The organism is Asanoa sp. WMMD1127 (genome assembly GCF_029626225.1).
In the GTDB taxonomy this organism is placed as follows: Bacteria; Actinomycetota; Actinomycetes; order Mycobacteriales; family Micromonosporaceae; genus Asanoa.
On record NZ_JARUBP010000001.1, the window covers coordinates 4,362,673 to 4,378,317 of the forward strand.

Consider the following 15,645-nt stretch of genomic DNA (forward strand, 5'->3'; position numbering starts at 1 on the left):
CCTGGGAGCCGTGGATGATCTCGATCTGGCGGACTGGCGCGAGCGGGTCGCCCGCCTTTACGTGTCCGACACGGACCTGGCCGGCTTCCGCGCCGGGCGCGACGAACTGTTCGCGACCCACCCGCAGTCACCGATCCCGCCGGCGGAGCGCCCGTCGTTCAGCGGCCTGCCCTATTTCGCGCCGAACCCGGCCGCGGTGGTGGAGGCCGCGGTCCGACCGGCGAGCGGCGGCGAGCGCATCGACACGGGCGGCCCGGACGGCGTGGTCCACTATCGCCGGGTCGGCGTGGCGGACACCCCGTGGGGCCCGCTGACGCTGTGGTGGATCGAGGCCTACGGCGGCGGCCTGTTCCTGCCGTTCCGCGACGGCACCTGCGGCCCCCACTCCTACGGCGGAGGCCGCTACCTGACGGACACGGTCAAAGGCACCTTCGGCCGCGGCGTGACCCTGCTCGGCCCCGACCGGGTGCGCCTGGACTTCAACTACGCCTACAACCCGAGCTGTGCCTACGACGACCGCTGGGCCTGCCCACTGGCCCCGGAAGAGAACCGGGTCGCGGCCCCCATCGAGGCCGGGGAACTGAAGTACCACTAACTTCGCTGGTCTTCCCCTCCAATCCTCAGGATCGCGGCCTCGACATCACGATCACGGGGGGCTAAGGCTCGACCGCCGCGGCTTCACGAACCGGACGCCCGCGCGTGCCCGAAGAGATCCAACAGCGCAGGCGGCATGTCGACAGCCATCGCTCATTCCGCGTCGCGGATCCCCCGCCGGAAGCTCGCGTGTCCGGACCACGGAGGGTGTGTCCCGGCGGGCCGACATACTTTGGCATGTACGTACATGCAGAAACATGTCGGCTCCGGGCGACACCTTCGCCCCCGTCAGGGCATCTCGAATTCGTGGTCGGTGTATGTCGTCACCGACGTCGAGCTGGACGGCCCGTGGCCGAGAGCCAACTCGATGCGGTCCTTCGTCTCGGTCTCGCTCGACGGCACCGAACACGGCCGTTACTCGCTAGCCTCGCCCCAAGGCGGCAGAGCAGCACGGCGGCTAATCGAGCCGCCGGTTCACCGCGGGTACGCTTCTGCCCGACAGATCGCCATCAGGGGCGAGAGCGACCTTGACACGGGTAGACGTCGCAATCCCGACAGGCCCGTCAGCCTTGCGGTGTGGGGCGGGCGTGGCAGCCTAGGGGACCGTATGTGCCACCCGCGAAGGAGCTGGAGTGTCTCGCTTCCCCGCCGCATTCGGCGTTGTCGCGCTCGTCGCCGCCGTCGCCCTGTCCGCGTGCGGAGACGACAATGCGCCCGCCGCTCAGGCTCCGGCCGGTGATTCGACGACCCCGAACGCCGCGCCTGCTACGACGGTCGCGGCAGAACCGATGGACGCGAGGGGCGTTATCGACTCGCTCGCCGCGGCCGGTCTGCCGCTGACGTCCATCGTCGAGCAGGACGAGAACACGGACCCTAATGGCAAGCTCGGCCGCCCCGGTGGCTACACGTCGCGTGCCTCGGCCGACGTGCCTGAGGGTCGGAAGGACGGCGAGAAGTACGGCATCGACCGTGGGCTCGTGGTTGAGGTCTTCGCCACCCCCGAGGACGCCGCGACCCGGTCGAAGTTCATCCAGGACGCCCTGAAGGCCGCCCAGATTCTCGGGACCGAATACCACTATCAACCAGCGGACAAGCGGGTCCTCGTCCGCCTGACCGGGGCCGTAAAGCCGTCGAGGGCGAAGGTCTACGAGGTCGCCGTCACCAGCTTGTAGCCCGCGGAGGCGGACGACCTCGTTTTGAGGTCAGGCCGCCCACCGGCGTGCGGGGTCAGCCGCCGTTGGAGGGTTGGTAGCGCGGAGCGCGGGCGATCCGGGCCGTGGGGTCGCCGGTGAGAGTGTCGACCGTGTCCAGGAAGGCGCGGCCCATCCGGGCGCGGGCCTGGACCGCCGGGTGGGTGGCGCCGAAGTCGTCGGCGCCGGGCTGGCCGTCGGCGAACAGGGCGTACGTCAGGATCGGCGCGCCGGAACGGTCGAAGATGATGCCCGCCTCGTGCCGGGCCGAGTCGAACCAGCCCGCCTTCGTGGCGACCCGCAGGCGCTCGTCGGAGGACATCACCCGGCGGATGCCGTCGGTGAAGGCGATCGGCGCCCGCAGCTTGCCGAGCAGGGCCGCCGTCGACGCGGGGGAGAGCAGCGTGCCGGCCACCAGCGCCTGGAGCAGGTCGTGGGTTTCGCGTGGCGTCGACCGGCCCAGGAAGAAGCGGTTGGGGTTGGCGACCGGCTCGACCTGCGTGTTCGGGAAGCCTTTCGCGACCAGGATCTCGTTGATCTCCGCCGCCGGCGCGACCAGGCCGCAGAGGCGGACCGCCGTGTCGTCGGAGACCGTGAGCAGCGCGGCGAGGACGTGGCCGAGGGTGACCGAGCTCGGGTACGCGCCGTCGAGGCTGAAGATGCCGTCGCCGCCCGGTACGACGATCGCGGCCGTGACGTCGACGCGTTGGTCGAGGGTGAGCAGGCCGCGGTCGACCTTGTCGAGCACCGCCGTCGCGACCGCGATCTTGTTGACGCTGTAGGCCTCGAGGACCGTGTCGCTCTCGTCGGAGACCGCCACCTCGGCTGACCCGGCGACCGTGACGTAGGCCTGCCAGTTGCCACCGGCCTCCGTCGTCTCGCGCGCGTAGACCCGGCCAACCTTGCGGGCGGCCCGCAACGGCGTCGGTTCGGCGGAGGCTGTCGACGGCGCGGCCGAGGCGACGGCCGGGGCACCGATCACGGCCCCCGCCGTCGCCAGCGTGCCGAGTCCGAGTCCGAGTGCGGTGCGACGGTTGAGCGGCGAAGCCATGCGAAACCCTCCCTGTTGGACACAGATCGCTCTACCCAACCATGAAAGCGTTTCGCTCGCGGCCCCGGAAAACCGCTCAGACCCCCGCCAGCCCGCTCACCGCGTCGATGAACGCGCGCCCCATCCGGGCCCTGGCCCGCACCGCCGGATGGGTGGCGCCGAAGTTCCCGGCCCCCGCCTGACCGTTGGCGAAAATGGCGTACGTCAGCACCGGCCGACCCGACCGCCCGAAGATGACGCCGACCTCGTGCCGGCCGTCGCCCCACCAGCCGGCCTTGGTGGCGATGCGGCCCCGCTCCAGTGACGACATCTCCTTGCGGATCCCGTCGGTGAACGCGATCGGCGACCGCAGCCGCGACAGGATGGCCTGGGTCGACGACGGCGACAGCAGTTTCCCGGCGACGAGCCGGCGCAGCAGCGTGTGCGTCTCGCGCGGCGTCGTGCGGCCGAGGTAGAACCGGTTCGGGTTCCCGGTCGGCTGCAACCGGGTCTGCCGAAAGCCTTTAGCGGCCAGGATCCGGTTGACCTCCGCGGTCGGCACCAGGTCGCCGCACAGCCGCGCGGCCACGTCGTCGGAGACCGTCAGCAGCGCGGAGAGCACATGGCCCAGCGTGACCGCGCTCGGATAGGCGCCGTCGAGCCGGAAGATGCCGTCGCCGTCCCCGGCCGCGACCCCCGCCGACACGGTGACGCGCTGGCTGAGCGACAGTGCCCGCCGGTCGACCTTGTCCAGCACCGCGATGGCCAGTGCGATCTTGTTGACGCTGTAGGCCTCGACCACCGTGTCCGGTTGGTCGGCCACCGCCACGACCTCGTTGGTGCCGGCCACCGTGACCAGCGCCTGCCAGTTGCCGCCGGCCGCCCGGGTCTCCCTGACGTAGACCTGCCCCGCCAGCCGTGCGGCCTGCGCCGGGGTGGCCGGCGCGGCCCGTTCCAGCGCCGGCGCGGACGCGAAGGCGGCTGACGGTGAACCGAGCACGGCGCCCGCGGTGGCCAGGGCGCCCAGCCCCAGCGCGGAGCGACGAGTCGCTGGAATCATGCGAAAACCCCCGTAATCGACACTAGGGCCGATTCAAGCATGAACAGCGCGTTCGTCACCCTCACTTGTCTCACCAGTACGCTCTCCGGCGCGATCCAGCAACGACATGACCGGGGTCGCGGCGATCCCGTGCACCACCACCGACACGATCACCGCGAGCCCGACGGTGGCCCACAGCAGCGGCTCACCGGGGAAGTCGGCGTGCGACGTGGCGTACGCCAGGTAGTAGAACGAGCCGATGCCCCGGATGCCGAACGCGCCGATCACCCAGTGCTCGGCCGACCGCCCCGGCGCCCCGCGCAGCGACAGCCAGCCGGTCAGCGGCCGGACGAGGAACACCAGCGCCAGGGCGACCAGCGCGGCCGGCCAGGTCAGCGGCTCCAGCAGGCCCGAGACGACGGCGCCGCCGAAGAGGAGCAGCAGGAGTACGGTCAGCAGCCGCTCGACCTGCTCGGCGAAGTCGTGCAGCACCTGGTGGTACTCGTGCGAGCGTTCGGCCGCCCGGATCGCCCGCGCCGCCACGAACACCGCCAGGAACCCGTAGCCGCCGATCACCTCGACCAGGCCGTACGCGAGGAAAGTGGCGGCCAGGGCCAGGAAGCCCTCGGAATGGTGGGCCAGCCGCAGCTTCTCGGAGCGGGCCCGGAAGAACAGCTTGCCCAGCAGCTTGCCGACGAGCAACCCGCCGACCACGCCGACCGCTCCCTTGTAGAGCACGTCGACGCCGATCCACTCCGTCAGCCAGCCGCTCGGCGCCAGACCGTGCTGGGCGATGAGGATCGCGGCGTAGACGAAGGGAAAGGCCAGCCCGTCGTTGAGCCCGGCCTCCGAGGTGAGGGCGAACCGCACCTCGTCCTCGGAGTCCTCCTCGTCGGTCGGCTCGCCGACCTGGACGTCGGCGGCGAGCACCGGGTCGGTCGGGGCGAGCGCGGCGCCGAGCAGCAGCGCGGTGGCCGGCACCAGACCGGCCCACCACCAGCCGAACAGCGCGACCGCGGCGATGGTGACCGGCATCGCGATGGCCAGCAGCCGCCAGGTCGACGACCAGCGCCGCCAGCCCAGCGGCCGGTCGATCTTGAGTCCGGCGCCCATCAGCGCCACGATCACGCCGACCTCGGTGAGGTGGGTGGTCAGCACCGGGTGGGCGATGGGGTCCGGTGTGGGCAGTCCGAGCGGCAGGCCGAAGACCGCCATGCCGAGCAACAGAAAGGCGATCGGCATCGACAGTGGACGGCGCTCCAGCAGCCGGGGCAGCACCCCGGCCAGCAACGCGCCGACACCGAGGATCGCGAACGCGGTGTCGGCGGCGCTCACGCCGCCGTCAGCGGTGACTCGTCGAGGTGGGCGAGCAGGTCGGCCGGGTCCTCGTAGACGGCGACCGCGCCGGCGCCGGCCAGCTCACCGCGCGAGGTGCCGCCGCAGGTGAGGGCCACGCAGGGCACACCGAGCCGGGCGCAGGCGGCGACGTCCCAGATGGAGTCGCCCACGTAGACGACCTGGTCGGCGGCCAGGCCCGCCTGGTCGAGCGCCGCCTGGATGATGTCCGGGTCGGGCTTGCTGCGCTCGGCGTCACCCGAGGAGGTCGCGACGTCGACCACGTCGTCGACGTCGAGCGCCTTGCGCATCGCGGCCAGCTCCTCGGGCGTCGCCGACGACGCGAGAGCCACCCGCTGGCCACGCTCGTGCACGGCCCGCAGCAGGTTGGCCGCGCCGGGCAGGGGCCGCAGCTGGTCCAGGAAGGCGCCGTACCGCTCGCCGTGCACCGCCCGGATCACCTCGTCGCGGGACCGGTCGCGCTCGGCGCCCAACAGGTGGTCGAGCAGCCGGTCGGAGCCCATGCCGACGGCCCGGTGGATCTGGGCGACCGGCACGTCGTAGTCACCCGCCCGGAAGCCCTCCCACCACGTCACGGCATGCAGGTAGGTGGTGTCGACCAGGGTGCCGTCGACGTCGAAGAAGACGCCCGCGGGTGCAGTCATGGCACCCCGATACCCCGCTAGCCGCCGTTCGAAGCACGCAGCCCGATCTCGAACCAAACGGTCGAACCGCGCACCGCGGGGTCCGTGCCCCAGGCGTCACTCAGCTCCTCGATCAGCCCCAGGCCGCGGCCGCGGCTGCTCAGCGTCTCCGCGTGGGCCCGGGTGACCGAGCCGCGGGTGCCGCTGTCGGAGACCGCCACCAGCAGCCGCTCGGCGCTCAGGTCGACCTGGACCCGCGCGGCCGTGCCGGCGTGCAGCAACGCGTTGGTGGCCAGCTCGCTGGCGCACAGCACAGCCGCGCCGATCACCTGCTCCGGCACGTTCCAGGCGGTCAGCTGGGCCGACATCCAGTGGCGGACCCGGCCCGGCGCGGTCGGCTCCGCGGGGATCTCCATGCCGGCCGACCGGCTGGGCGCGGTCGCGTGCTCGACCGCGAGCACCGCGACGTCGTCGTCGGTGGTGCCGCCGACGGCGGACGTGGCGACGGCGCACAGCGTGCGCGGGTCGCCGCCGCTGGCCGCGGCCACGGTCGCCGCCACCTTCTCCAGCCCGGCGCCCACGTCGAGGCCGCGTCGCTCGACGACGCCGTCGCTGAACATCAGCAGCGTGTCGCCGGGCCGCAGCCGGGCCACCACGGAACGCCGGGCGCCGCCGAGGCCGAGCGGGGTGCCGGCCGGCACGTCGAGATAGTCGGCGCCGCCGGCCGCGTGCCGGACCAGCGGCGGCGGGTGGCCGGCGGTCGACACGGTCAGCGTGCCGTCGCGCTCGAGCACCGCGTAGGCCACCGTGACGAACAGCTCGTCGGTGCGGGCCTCGGCGCCCAGGCTCGCCACCAGCCGGTCGAGGCCGGTCAGCACGCTGGTCGGCGCGGAATCGGCCAGCGCCAGGGCGCGCAGCGCGGCCCGCACCTGACCCATCAGCGCCGCCGCCCGCACGTCGTGCCCGGCCACGTCGCCGAGCACCACCGCCAGCCGGTCGCCGGGCAGCGCGAACGCGTCGTAGAAGTCACCGCCGGCCGCGTTGCCGTCGACGCCGGGGTCGTAGCGGGCGGCCAGCCGGAAGCGTGGGTCGTCGGGCAGGTTCTCCGGCAGCATGCTGCGCTGGAGCAACTGGGCGGTGCCGTGCTGGTTCTCGAACCGGCGGGCCCGCTCGGCCGCCTGTGCGACCAGCTTGGCCGCCGCGGTGAGCAGCGCCCGCTCGGCCGGCGACCACGGGTGCTGGTCGTGCCGCCCGACGGTGAGGGCGCCCCGCAACGACGGCGTGCGCAGGGGGAGCGCGGCCAGTGCGCGCACCTTCTCGTCGTGCCGGTCCTGAGCGGCGTCGCGTAGCGGCTGGCCGTCGGCAGTGAACCGGGCGAGCCCCGCGCCGGCCGCCACCGCGAGCGGAGAGCCGGAGTCGGCCGCGATGCGGCGCCACACCGGCGGGAGCCGTTCGTCGGCGTCGTCGAGCACGTCGCCGCGAACCCGGCGGACCACCCGCCAGTCGTCGCCGTCGTCGACCCCGAACGCCACCTGGTGCACGTCGGTGAAGGAGAGCCCGTAGCGCAACGCCACCCGGGCCACCTCGTCCAGGGTGAGCGTGCCGGCCAGCGCCTCGGCGAGCTCGCTGAGCCCCTGGAGCCGGTGCGCGACGGGGACCGGCTCGGCCGCGACGACCAGCACGCCGGCGATCCGGCCCGTGCCGTCGCGCACTGCGGAGAGCCCGCGGGTCGGCAGCGCCGGGTCCGGCTCGGTGCCGTCGCCGGCCGGCCACTCCTGGTCACGGGGCACGTACCCGGTGTGCAGGGCCTCGCGGACGGCCGCCCCGGCGGGACCGTCCCAGGCGGCGCCGAACACCTCACCGGCCGGCGAGCCGTAGGCGTCGGGATGGCGGTCGCCGAGCAGCTGCCCGTACGCGTCGTTGTAGATCAGTCGCAGCCGGTCACCGTGCAGGAAGGCCATCGCCACGGGTGAGCCCAGCACGAGGTCGACCACTGCGAGCAGGCCCGGATCCCAGCCGTCGGTCGGCAGCGCGGGCGTGCCCGCCGGTGGCGGCGACGACGCACCGGAGCCTGGCATGCCAGCAGCGTAACCGCCGGTGGCCCGGGCGGCGCGGCGGCGGCTGCCGGGGATTGCCGCGAGGCCGGTTCGGGTATTGCCGTCCGCTGACATCCACCCCGACGGAAGGTCTGACATGGACATCGGCGCCGCCCTCACCGACATGTGGCGGTCTGTGCTGCTCTTCGTCCCGAAGGCGCTGGCCTTCCTGGCGATCCTGCTGGTCGGCTACCTGATCGCGCGCGTCGTCCGGAAGTTGGTCGACGCGCTGCTCACCAGGGTCGGCTTCGACCGGGCGGTGGAGCGGTCCGGCATCGGCCGGCGGCTGGAGCGATCGCGCTACGACGCCAGCGACATCCTGGCCCGGCTGGTCTACTACGCGATCCTGCTGTTCGCCCTCCAGCTCGCGTTCGGCGTCTGGGGTCCCAACCCGATCAGCGACCTGATCTCCGCGGTGGTCGGCTGGCTGCCGAAGGCGTTCGTCGCGATCGTCATCGTCGTGGTGGCCACCGCGATCGCCAGCGCGGTCCGCGACCTGATCTCCGGCGCGCTCGGCGGGCTCTCGTACGGCCGGCTGATCGCGACCGTGGTCTGGGTGTTCATCGTCGGCCTCGGCGTGATCGCGGCCCTGAACCAGGTCGGCATCGCCACCACCGTGACCACGCCGGTGCTGGTGGCCGTCCTCGCCACGATCGCCGGCATCCTGATCGTCGGCGTCGGCGGCGGGCTGATCCGGCCCATGCAGTCACGCTGGGAGCGCTGGCTCGACCGGGTGGCCGCCGAGTCGGCGGTGATCCGCGAGCGCGCGCAGGCGTTCCAGGCCGAGAAGGCGGCGGCGGAGCAGCGGCGCGTCGAGGAGGCGGCCGCGGCCGAGCGGGCCGCCGCCGAGGCGGCCGCGCGCCGGGAGGCGGACCGGGTCGCGGCCGAACGGGTCGAGGCGGAGCGGGCCGAGGCGGCCCGGCTGGAGGCGGCGCGGCTCGAGGAGGACCGCCGGCAGGCGGCCCAGGTCGACCGGGCCGACACCGCCGTGATCAGCTCCGAGGCCGAGCAGACGCAGGTGATCCCGCGGCCGGACGAGATGCACATCGTGCCCGGCATGGGTGCGGAGCGGCTCGACGAGCCCACGCCCGCCCAGGGCGCGCCGGCGGTGGCCGACCCGACGCCCACTCGCGAGACGCCGGTGACCGACACCGACACGGCGGAACAGACGCAGGTGATCCGGCCGCGCGACGGCAAGGACTCCTGAGCGGGAGCGGCGCCGGTCGGTCGCTACTCGACGCTGTCGGCGACCGGCTGGCGCCGCTGCGCGTCGTCGACCAGAATCAATGTCCCGATCATCATGCCGACGAGAATGCTGAGCAGCCAGGAGTCGTCTTGCAGGAGGTGGGCCGAGATCGGCGCTTGAACGGCGATCGCCAGGAAGGCGAGCCAGGCGAACCGGCGCTGGCTGACCGTAAGGATGCTTGGGGTCGTCTCGCGCATTTTCGCAAGTCTGCCTGGCGACCCCGGATGCACCAGTCGGCCGTTCGGCCGAAGTTTGCCCGACTCGTGCGAGGAGGCCGCGGATGACCCGGTTGAGGCGGGCCGCCGTACCACTGATGGGTGCCCTCCTGCTCCTGGCGGCCTGCACCGCCCCCGGCCCGGCGCGGCCGCGACCGCACTGGGCGGCCGAGCCGGCCCGTGGCGCGGCGCCGCTCGACCACACCGTCACCGGTCCGCGGGCCGGCCTCGACGCGGCCACGTTCGAGCTGGCCAGCGGCGTCACGACGGTCACGGTCCGCGTGGCCGACCTGGGCGGCGACCTCTACCGCGTGCGCACGCCCGACGACGCCTCGGTCGCGCCCTGGATCGCCCGCGACGGCGCCGACCTGCGGCTGGTCACCCAGGGCACCGGCCTCGGGGGCCCGGCCGACGTCGAGGTCACCCTGCACCGGGCGGTCCGCTGGCACCTGCGGCTCGGTGGCGGCGCGCAGCAGGAGGAGATCGACCTGCGCGGCGGCGCGGTCTCCGGTGTCGAGTTCGTGGCCGGCGCCGGGCGGATCGCGCTCACTTTGCCAGCACCGCGCGGCACCGTGCCGGTCCGGATGACCGGCGGCGCCGGCGAGTTCCGGATCCAGGTGACGGGCGACGCGCCGGCCCGGGTGCGGGTCGGCGGGGGAGCGGGCAGCGTGGTCGTCGACGGTGTCGCCCGCACGGGCATTCCGGGCAACACGGTGATCGAGGGTACGGGCTGGGCGTCGGCCGGCGACCGTTACGACGTCGACGTGGCGGCCGGGGTGTCGAGCCTGGTCCTCGCCCGGGCCTGACCGCGCACGGAAAGCGCTCTCATCTTTATCATCGCCCGGTGACGACCCCCTCGGCCCGGCCGATCCGCATGTCCCTGCTGCTGCTCGCGTACTTCGCGTTCATCAGCCTCGGCCTGCCCGACGGCCTGCTCGGCGTGGCCTGGCCGTCGATCGCCGGCGACTTCAAGGTCGCCACCGAGGCGGTCGGCCTCCTGCTGATCGCCTCGACGACCGGTTACTTCATCTCCAGCGTGGCCGCGGGCTTCACGATCGCACGGGTCGGCGTGGGCTGGCTGCTGGCGTTCAGCACCGCCGCCGCCAGCGCCGCCCTGGCCGGCTACGCGATCTCCCCGGCGTACGCCGTGATGGTGCCGTTCGCCCTCCTCGCCGGCTTCGGCGGTGGCGCCATCGACTCGGGGCTCAACGCCTACGCGGCCGCGGCGTTCGGCGCCAAGCACATGAACTGGCTGCACGCGTTCTTCGGCCTCGGCGTCGCGATCGGTCCGCTGATCATGACGGCGGTGATCAGCGGCGGCCTGAGCTGGCGCTGGGGGTACGGCATCGTCGCGTCCGCCCAGGCCGGCCTGGCGCTGGCGTTCTTCGTGACCGTGCGGCGCTGGGTCCGGCACGGCGAGGTGGGCCCTCCGCCGCCAGAGGTCTCCGTCCCGGTCGGCGACGCGGTGGCGACGGCGGTCGCGGTCAAACCGGCCACGAAGGTACGCACCCGCGAGACGCTGGCCATCCCCGCGGTCTGGCTGGGGGTGCTGGCGTTCGCCGTCTACGTCGCGGTCGAGGCGGGTGCGGGCCTGTGGGCGTTCCTGCTGCTGACCGAGGCCCGCGGGGTCAGCGCCGCGGTCGCCGGCGTCTGCGTCTCGCTCTACTGGGGCATGCTGTTCGTCGGCCGGGTCGTGCAGGGCGTCGCGTCCGAGCGGGTCAACCCCACGAAGATCCTGGTCGGCAGCCTGTTCGGGATGGCGGCCGGCGCGCTGCTGGTGGCCCTGCCCCTGCCGGCCTGGGTGACGGTCTGCGGCCTGGCCGTCATCGGGTTCGCCGCGGCCCCCGTCTTCCCGCTGCTCACGCTGACCACCGCCGAGCGGGTCGGCCCGGCCCACGCCGACCGCGCGATCGGCATGCAGATCGGCGCCGCGGGCCTGGGCGGCTCGCTCATCCCGTCGGGCATCGGCATCCTGATGGGCCGCTACGGCGCCGGCGTGCTCGGCACCTGTCTGCTGGTGCTGTCGGTCCTGCTGATCGTCTTCTACGGCGCCGCGACGTCGGCTAGAGCTCGCGCCGCATCACGGCCCGGCGTGGCGTCGGCCGGCTGACCTCGGTGAAGCCGGCTTCGGCGAACACGCTGACGGTGCCCACGAACAGCTCGCCGCCGCCGACCTGGCCGGGCTCCATCCGCACCGGGTAGCCCTCGACGGCCCGGGCGCCGCGCCCGCGGGCGAAGTCGACGGCCGCCTCGGCGAGGGCCCGGCTGACGCCCCGCCGCCGGTAGCCGGCCCGCGTGACGAAGCACGTCACCGCCCACACGTCGGGGTCGGCCTTGTCCTCGGCGCGCCCGGTCCACGGCACCCGGGCCCGGAGCAGCCGCTCGTACGCGATCCGGGGCTCGACCGCGCACCAGCCCACCGGCTCGCCGTCGAGGTAGGCGACGAGCCCGCTGGTCTCCTTGGCGTCCGCCTCGCCGCAGTGGGTCTGCGCCCGCAGGCGCGCGGTCCGTTCCGGCTTCGGGATCTTCCAGACGTCGCGGGCCTTGAACCACTGGCACTGGCAGTTGGCCGGGTCGCCGCGCTCGCCGAACACCGCCCGCAGGTCGGCCCAGCTGACCTCGTTGGCCGGGCGCACGGTCACCGTCATCCGCGCGACCTTACTCAGTCGCGGGCGGGTGTCCAGCCGGCCGCGCGGAAGCGGTGGGCGTCGCGGGGACGGCGGTCGTCGAAGATCGGGCCGCGCGGGCCGGTGACCCGGACCGCGTCGACGTAGACGCCGCGGCCGTGCGGGGCCGGACCGGTGGTCACCCGCCAGCGCAGGTGGGTGGTGCCGGCGGGGACGGTCGCGGCGGCGGTCACCCACTGGCGGCCCTGGAAACCGGCGAACGTGCCGTCGGTCGCCCACCGGTAGCCGGGCGCCCGCAACAGCAACGGCAGTGGCCGCCAGGTGCGCCCGCCGTCGGCCGACGCCTCGACCGCGCCGGCGTCGGTCTCGGCGGTGTCCCACCAGAGGTCGAAGGCGAGCCGGGCCCGGCCGTCGCGCGGCACGCGGGCCGGGATCGTCAGCGTCGCGGTCGTGCTGTCGGCCGTGCCGGCGAACCAGGCGGTCGGCCCCTGGCTCGGGCGGACCGGCACGGCCATCGCGAGGTCGGTGCCGACGGCGGCGCGGGACGGGTTGTTGCTGCCCCAGTCGCGGGTCGGGTGCACCCGGTTGGTCAGCAGGATGGCGAACGAGTGGGCCAGCGGGTCGAGGACGATCGACGTGCCGGTGAAACCCGTGTGCCCGGCGGTGACCGGCGAGCTGAGCGCGCCCATGTAGCGCCGCTGGTCGAGTTCGAAGCCGAGCCCGTGGTCGTGCGTCGGGAAGGCCTGGTTGTAGTTGGTGAACAGGCTGCGCGTCGACCGTTGGGAGAGGATCCGCGCATCCTGGTAGCGGCCGCCGTTGAGCAGGGCCTGTGCCAGCGTCGCCAGGTCGCGGGCCGGGGCGAAGACACCGGCATGCCCGGCGATGCCACCCAGGCAGTACGCGTTCTCGTCGTGCACGCTGCCCCAGACCAGGCCCCGGCCGGGCTGGTATTCCTCCGCGGCGATCCGCGGCCGGAGCCGGGCCGGCGGGTTGAACATCGTCTCCCGCATGCGCAGGGGCGTGGTGATGCGGGCCGCGATGACCCGGTCCAGCCGCTGCCGGGTGACCGTCTCGATCACCTTGCCGAGCACCATCATGTTCGTGTCCGCGTAAAGGAAATCCGTGTCGGGCGGGTTGAGCGGCTTGATGCCGAGGACGGCGGCCCAGCGCTGCGCGTCGGTCTGATAGGTGCACAGCGACGGCTCCGGGTCGGCCGGCAGCCCCGAGGTGTGGGTGAGCAGGTTGCGGATGGTGATGTCGGACTTGCCCTCGGCCGCGAAGGCGGGCAGGTAGCGGACGACCGGCGCGTCCAGCCCGATCCGGCCGGCCTCGACGAGCTGCACCGCGGCGATCGAGGTGAATAGCTTGGTCATCGAGGCGACGTCGAAGATGGTGTCGCGGCGCATCGGGATCCATTGATCGCGCGGCAGGTCGGCGCCGGCCGCGTCGGCGTAGCGCAGGGCGTGACCGACCGCGTCGTGCGCGACGATCACCCCGCGCCGCCCGGCCAGCGCGACCGCGCCCGGATACATCGGGTGGGTGGGTGAGGGCTGGAGGTACGCGGCGATGGTGTCCCGGATGTGGGCGATGTGCCGCGGTGTCAGACCGGCCTCCCGCGCGCTGCCGTAATGCAGGGTCAGCGGCGGGCGCGCGAACCGGATGTCAGCTGCCGTGACGGTCGGCGGCCGCGGCGCGTCGGGCGGCGCGACCACGGCCGAGGCCGGAGTGGCGGCCAGCGCCGCGACGGTGGCGATCGCCGCGAGGGCGCGCAGGTGACGTGCGAATCGCATGGGCCGGCTCCCCGAAGCAGCACACAGGATCGCCGTCAGCCTAATCGCTCCGAATCGGACAGTGGTGGCGGGAAACGCCGGGCGGTCACATCGGGTGCCCGTGGTGGGTGACGAGGGTGGTGAGCAGGCGGGTGAGCTGGTCGCGTTCCCGGGCGTTGAGCGGGGCCAGCAGCTCCTCCTCGACGGCGGCCAGGACCTTGTCGAGCCGGGTCAGCTGGCGGCGGCCCTTGGCGGTGAGCGTGATGACGTTCTGGCGGCGGTCGTCGGGGTTGGGGGAGCGGTCGACCTGGTCGCGGGCGGCCAGCTCGTTGACCACGGCGACCACGTCACTGCGGTAGATGCCCGTGCGCTCGCTGAGCTGCGCCTGGCTGGCGGGGCCGAGCTCGGCCAGCGTGGCGAGCACCGCGTAGTGCCACTTGCGGGCGTCGGCGCCGGCCAGCGCCTCGTTGACCAGGCGGTCGGACGTGATGGCGGCCATGGACAGCAGGCGGGTGCGCAGGTTGCGGAGGCGGTCGGTCACGCCGACGATCGTACCCCTTGCGTTAGTCGGACTAACGAACTAACTTCGTTGGTGTCACTAACGAATCGGGAGGACCACCGCCATGACCGAGTTCACCGCGCAACTGCTGGGCCGCACCGAGAAGGCCCTCAACGCCATCCTCGAGCGCGAGCTCGCCGGCATCGGGATCGACGAGCCGCAGTGGGTGGCGCTGACGCTGACCGTCACGGGCGGCCCGGCCGCCCCGGATGCCGCCGCGCGACGGGTGGCGGAGGCGCTCAAGGTTCCCGTCGCCGAGGGCCGGCGGCGGCTCGACGAGCTCGTGGCCGCCGGACTGGTGCGCCTCGACGAGACCGTTGCCGCCACGGACGAGGGCGTGGCCCGCTGGCATCGGGTCCGCGCCGCCATCGGGCCGATCCAGCAGCGGCTCTGGGGCGACCTGCCGGCGGCCGACCTCGACGCGGCCGGCCGAGTCCTCGACACCGTGCTGGGCCGGGCCAACACGCTCCTGGTTTAGGCCACCAGGCCGTCGAGCAGGCGGGCCAGGCCGAACGCGAACCACTGTTCCAGCTCGTGGTCCGCGTCGGAGCCCGCCTGCACGGCGGCCAGCCACCCGGCGCGCCGCACGCGGCTGAACGTCCGGGCGGACCAGGCGCCCCAGGGCATGCTGCCGGCGTCGCGCTCGGCCCGCTCGGCGACGTGCAGCAACGCCATGCCCTGCACGTAGCCGCTGAGCGCGAGATAGCCGGCCAGCGCGTTCCGTGGCTCGTGGCCGGCGTCGACGAGCGCGTCCACGGCCGCGTCGGCGACAGCCAGCACCGCCGGACCGATCGGCGGCCGGCTGCGGGCGAGCACGGCGAGCAGCCACGGATGCCGCCGGTACAGCGACCACTCGGCGCGGGCGAGCCCCTCGAGGCGCTCGCGCGGGGTCCCGCCCGCCGGACGGGTCCGCGCGCGGGCCAGCACGCGCTCGGCCATCGCGCCGAGCAGGTCGTCCCGGTTGCGCACCCAGCGGTAGGCCGCCTCCGCGGCGACCCCGGCCCGGTCCGCGACGCAACGGATCGACACGGCGTCCAGACCGTCCGCGTCGGCCAGCCGCACCGCGACCCGGATCAGCTCGTCGCGGGTGCGGGCGCCCTCGGCGTCGCGGACCCGCGCCGGACGCCGGGCCGGGCGCCGGGCCGGCGCGGTGCGGCCGTGGTCGCGGCGGCGCCGGTAGGCCCGGCCCTGACAACCGCGCGAGCAGTAGCGCCGTGGCCGGCCCCGTCCGGTGGACTGCGGGAGCCCGGCACCGCATTCGACGCATCCCATCCGGCAGCCACCTTTTTGTCACGCGCGAC

At 73.8% G+C, this 15,645-nt stretch carries 15 protein-coding genes and 1 pseudogene; 6 read left to right on the plus strand and 10 right to left on the minus strand.

Features of this window, described 5'->3' with window-relative positions; genetic code table 11:
- The first annotated feature begins 10 nt into the window (after window positions 1-10).
- Window positions 11-595 carry a DUF1684 domain-containing protein gene (locus O7635_RS20820; RefSeq protein WP_278082122.1) on the plus strand — a complete coding sequence of 195 codons (585 nt, stop codon included), beginning with the start codon at window positions 11-13 and terminating at the stop codon, window positions 593-595.
- 631 nt (window positions 596-1,226) lie between these two features.
- Entirely contained in the window at window positions 1,227-1,766 is a 540-nt protein-coding gene (locus O7635_RS20825; protein WP_278082123.1) for a hypothetical protein, read from the plus strand.
- A gap of 55 nt (window positions 1,767-1,821) precedes the next feature.
- Here O7635_RS20825 and O7635_RS20830 read toward each other — a convergent pair whose 3' ends face one another.
- The 5 genes from O7635_RS20830 to O7635_RS20850 all read right to left on the minus strand — a co-directional run bounded on the left by O7635_RS20830 (window position 1,822) and on the right by O7635_RS20850 (window position 7,793).
- The gene (locus O7635_RS20830; protein WP_278082124.1) at window positions 1,822-2,835 is read right to left on the minus strand and encodes a serine hydrolase; all 1,014 of its coding nucleotides are present in this window, start codon (window positions 2,833-2,835) and stop codon (window positions 1,822-1,824) included.
- Between the two features lie 76 nt (window positions 2,836-2,911).
- Window positions 2,912-3,874 carry a serine hydrolase gene (locus O7635_RS20835; RefSeq protein WP_278082125.1) on the minus strand — a complete coding sequence of 321 codons (963 nt, stop codon included), beginning with the start codon at window positions 3,872-3,874 and terminating at the stop codon, window positions 2,912-2,914.
- A 33-nt stretch (window positions 3,875-3,907) separates the two neighbouring features.
- Entirely contained in the window at window positions 3,908-5,188 is a 1,281-nt protein-coding gene (locus O7635_RS20840; RefSeq protein WP_278082126.1) for a cation:proton antiporter, read from the minus strand.
- Window positions 5,185-5,853, minus strand: coding sequence for an HAD family hydrolase (locus O7635_RS20845; protein ID WP_278082127.1), 669 nt, complete (start codon window positions 5,851-5,853; stop codon window positions 5,185-5,187). Before O7635_RS20845 ends, O7635_RS20840 begins: the two co-directional genes overlap by 4 nt.
- Before the next feature lie 17 nt (window positions 5,854-5,870).
- Window positions 5,871-7,793: a SpoIIE family protein phosphatase gene (locus O7635_RS20850; protein WP_278085541.1), complete on the minus strand. Its 1,923-nt coding sequence runs from the start codon at window positions 7,791-7,793 to the stop codon at window positions 5,871-5,873.
- A gap of 232 nt (window positions 7,794-8,025) precedes the next feature.
- Between O7635_RS20850 and O7635_RS20855 the strand changes: the two are divergent.
- A pseudogene (locus O7635_RS20855) lies at window positions 8,026-8,736 on the plus strand (hypothetical protein); the annotation flags it as partial.
- Between the two features lie 422 nt (window positions 8,737-9,158).
- Here the strand turns inward: O7635_RS20855 and O7635_RS20860 are convergent.
- Complete coding sequence (locus O7635_RS20860) at window positions 9,159-9,371, minus strand: hypothetical protein (RefSeq protein ID WP_278082128.1); 213 nt, start codon at window positions 9,369-9,371, stop codon at window positions 9,159-9,161.
- Between the two features lie 83 nt (window positions 9,372-9,454).
- Between O7635_RS20860 and O7635_RS20865 the strand changes: the two genes are divergently transcribed.
- Both O7635_RS20865 and O7635_RS20870 read left to right on the plus strand, forming a co-directional pair.
- Window positions 9,455-10,195 carry a hypothetical protein gene (locus O7635_RS20865; protein WP_278082129.1) on the plus strand — a complete coding sequence of 247 codons (741 nt, stop codon included), beginning with the start codon at window positions 9,455-9,457 and terminating at the stop codon, window positions 10,193-10,195.
- Window positions 10,196-10,233: 38 nt separating this feature from the next.
- Window positions 10,234-11,499 carry an MFS transporter gene (locus O7635_RS20870; protein ID WP_278082130.1) on the plus strand — a complete coding sequence of 422 codons (1,266 nt, stop codon included), beginning with the start codon at window positions 10,234-10,236 and terminating at the stop codon, window positions 11,497-11,499.
- Here the strand turns inward: O7635_RS20870 and O7635_RS20875 are convergent.
- The 3 genes from O7635_RS20875 to O7635_RS20885 all read right to left on the minus strand — a co-directional run bounded on the left by O7635_RS20875 (window position 11,453) and on the right by O7635_RS20885 (window position 14,326).
- Complete coding sequence (locus tag O7635_RS20875) at window positions 11,453-12,037, minus strand: GNAT family N-acetyltransferase (RefSeq protein ID WP_278082131.1); 585 nt, start codon at window positions 12,035-12,037, stop codon at window positions 11,453-11,455. The two genes, O7635_RS20870 and O7635_RS20875, sit on opposite strands and share 47 nt — an antisense overlap.
- Window positions 12,038-12,051: 14 nt before the next feature.
- The gene (locus tag O7635_RS20880) at window positions 12,052-13,806 is read right to left on the minus strand and encodes a serine hydrolase (RefSeq protein WP_278082132.1); all 1,755 of its coding nucleotides are present in this window, start codon (window positions 13,804-13,806) and stop codon (window positions 12,052-12,054) included.
- 85 nt (window positions 13,807-13,891) lie between these two features.
- Window positions 13,892-14,326, minus strand: coding sequence for a MarR family transcriptional regulator (locus O7635_RS20885; RefSeq protein WP_278082133.1), 435 nt, complete (start codon window positions 14,324-14,326; stop codon window positions 13,892-13,894).
- Window positions 14,327-14,408: 82 nt separating this feature from the next.
- Between O7635_RS20885 and O7635_RS20890 the strand changes: the two genes are divergently transcribed.
- Window positions 14,409-14,822: a hypothetical protein gene (locus O7635_RS20890; protein WP_278082134.1), complete on the plus strand. Its 414-nt coding sequence runs from the start codon at window positions 14,409-14,411 to the stop codon at window positions 14,820-14,822.
- On the opposite strand, the gene O7635_RS20895 is transcribed toward O7635_RS20890, so the two are convergent.
- Window positions 14,819-15,616, minus strand: coding sequence for a TetR/AcrR family transcriptional regulator (locus tag O7635_RS20895; RefSeq protein WP_278082135.1), 798 nt, complete (start codon window positions 15,614-15,616; stop codon window positions 14,819-14,821). The two genes, O7635_RS20890 and O7635_RS20895, sit on opposite strands and share 4 nt — an antisense overlap.
- Window positions 15,617-15,645 lie beyond the last annotated feature (29 nt).

Excerpts from the sequence above, each read along its gene's own strand:
- O7635_RS20830 (WP_278082124.1), bottom strand. The coding sequence starts at position 2,835 with ATGGCTTCGCCGCTCAACCGTCGCACCGCACTCGGACTCGGACTCGGC.
- O7635_RS20835 (WP_278082125.1), bottom strand. The coding sequence starts at position 3,874 with ATGATTCCAGCGACTCGTCGCTCCGCGCTGGGGCTGGGCGCCCTGGCC.
- O7635_RS20845 (WP_278082127.1), bottom strand. The coding sequence starts at position 5,853 with ATGACTGCACCCGCGGGCGTCTTCTTCGACGTCGACGGCACCCTGGTC.
- O7635_RS20850 (WP_278085541.1), bottom strand. The coding sequence starts at position 7,793 with ATGGCCTTCCTGCACGGTGACCGGCTGCGACTGATCTACAACGACGCG.
- O7635_RS20860 (WP_278082128.1), bottom strand. The coding sequence starts at position 9,371 with ATGCGCGAGACGACCCCAAGCATCCTTACGGTCAGCCAGCGCCGGTTC.
- O7635_RS20865 (WP_278082129.1), top strand. The coding sequence starts at position 9,455 with ATGACCCGGTTGAGGCGGGCCGCCGTACCACTGATGGGTGCCCTCCTG.
- O7635_RS20875 (WP_278082131.1), bottom strand. The coding sequence starts at position 12,037 with ATGACGGTGACCGTGCGCCCGGCCAACGAGGTCAGCTGGGCCGACCTG.
- O7635_RS20880 (WP_278082132.1), bottom strand. The coding sequence starts at position 13,806 with ATGCGATTCGCACGTCACCTGCGCGCCCTCGCGGCGATCGCCACCGTC.
- O7635_RS20890 (WP_278082134.1), top strand. The coding sequence starts at position 14,409 with ATGACCGAGTTCACCGCGCAACTGCTGGGCCGCACCGAGAAGGCCCTC.
- O7635_RS20895 (WP_278082135.1), bottom strand. The coding sequence starts at position 15,616 with ATGGGATGCGTCGAATGCGGTGCCGGGCTCCCGCAGTCCACCGGACGG.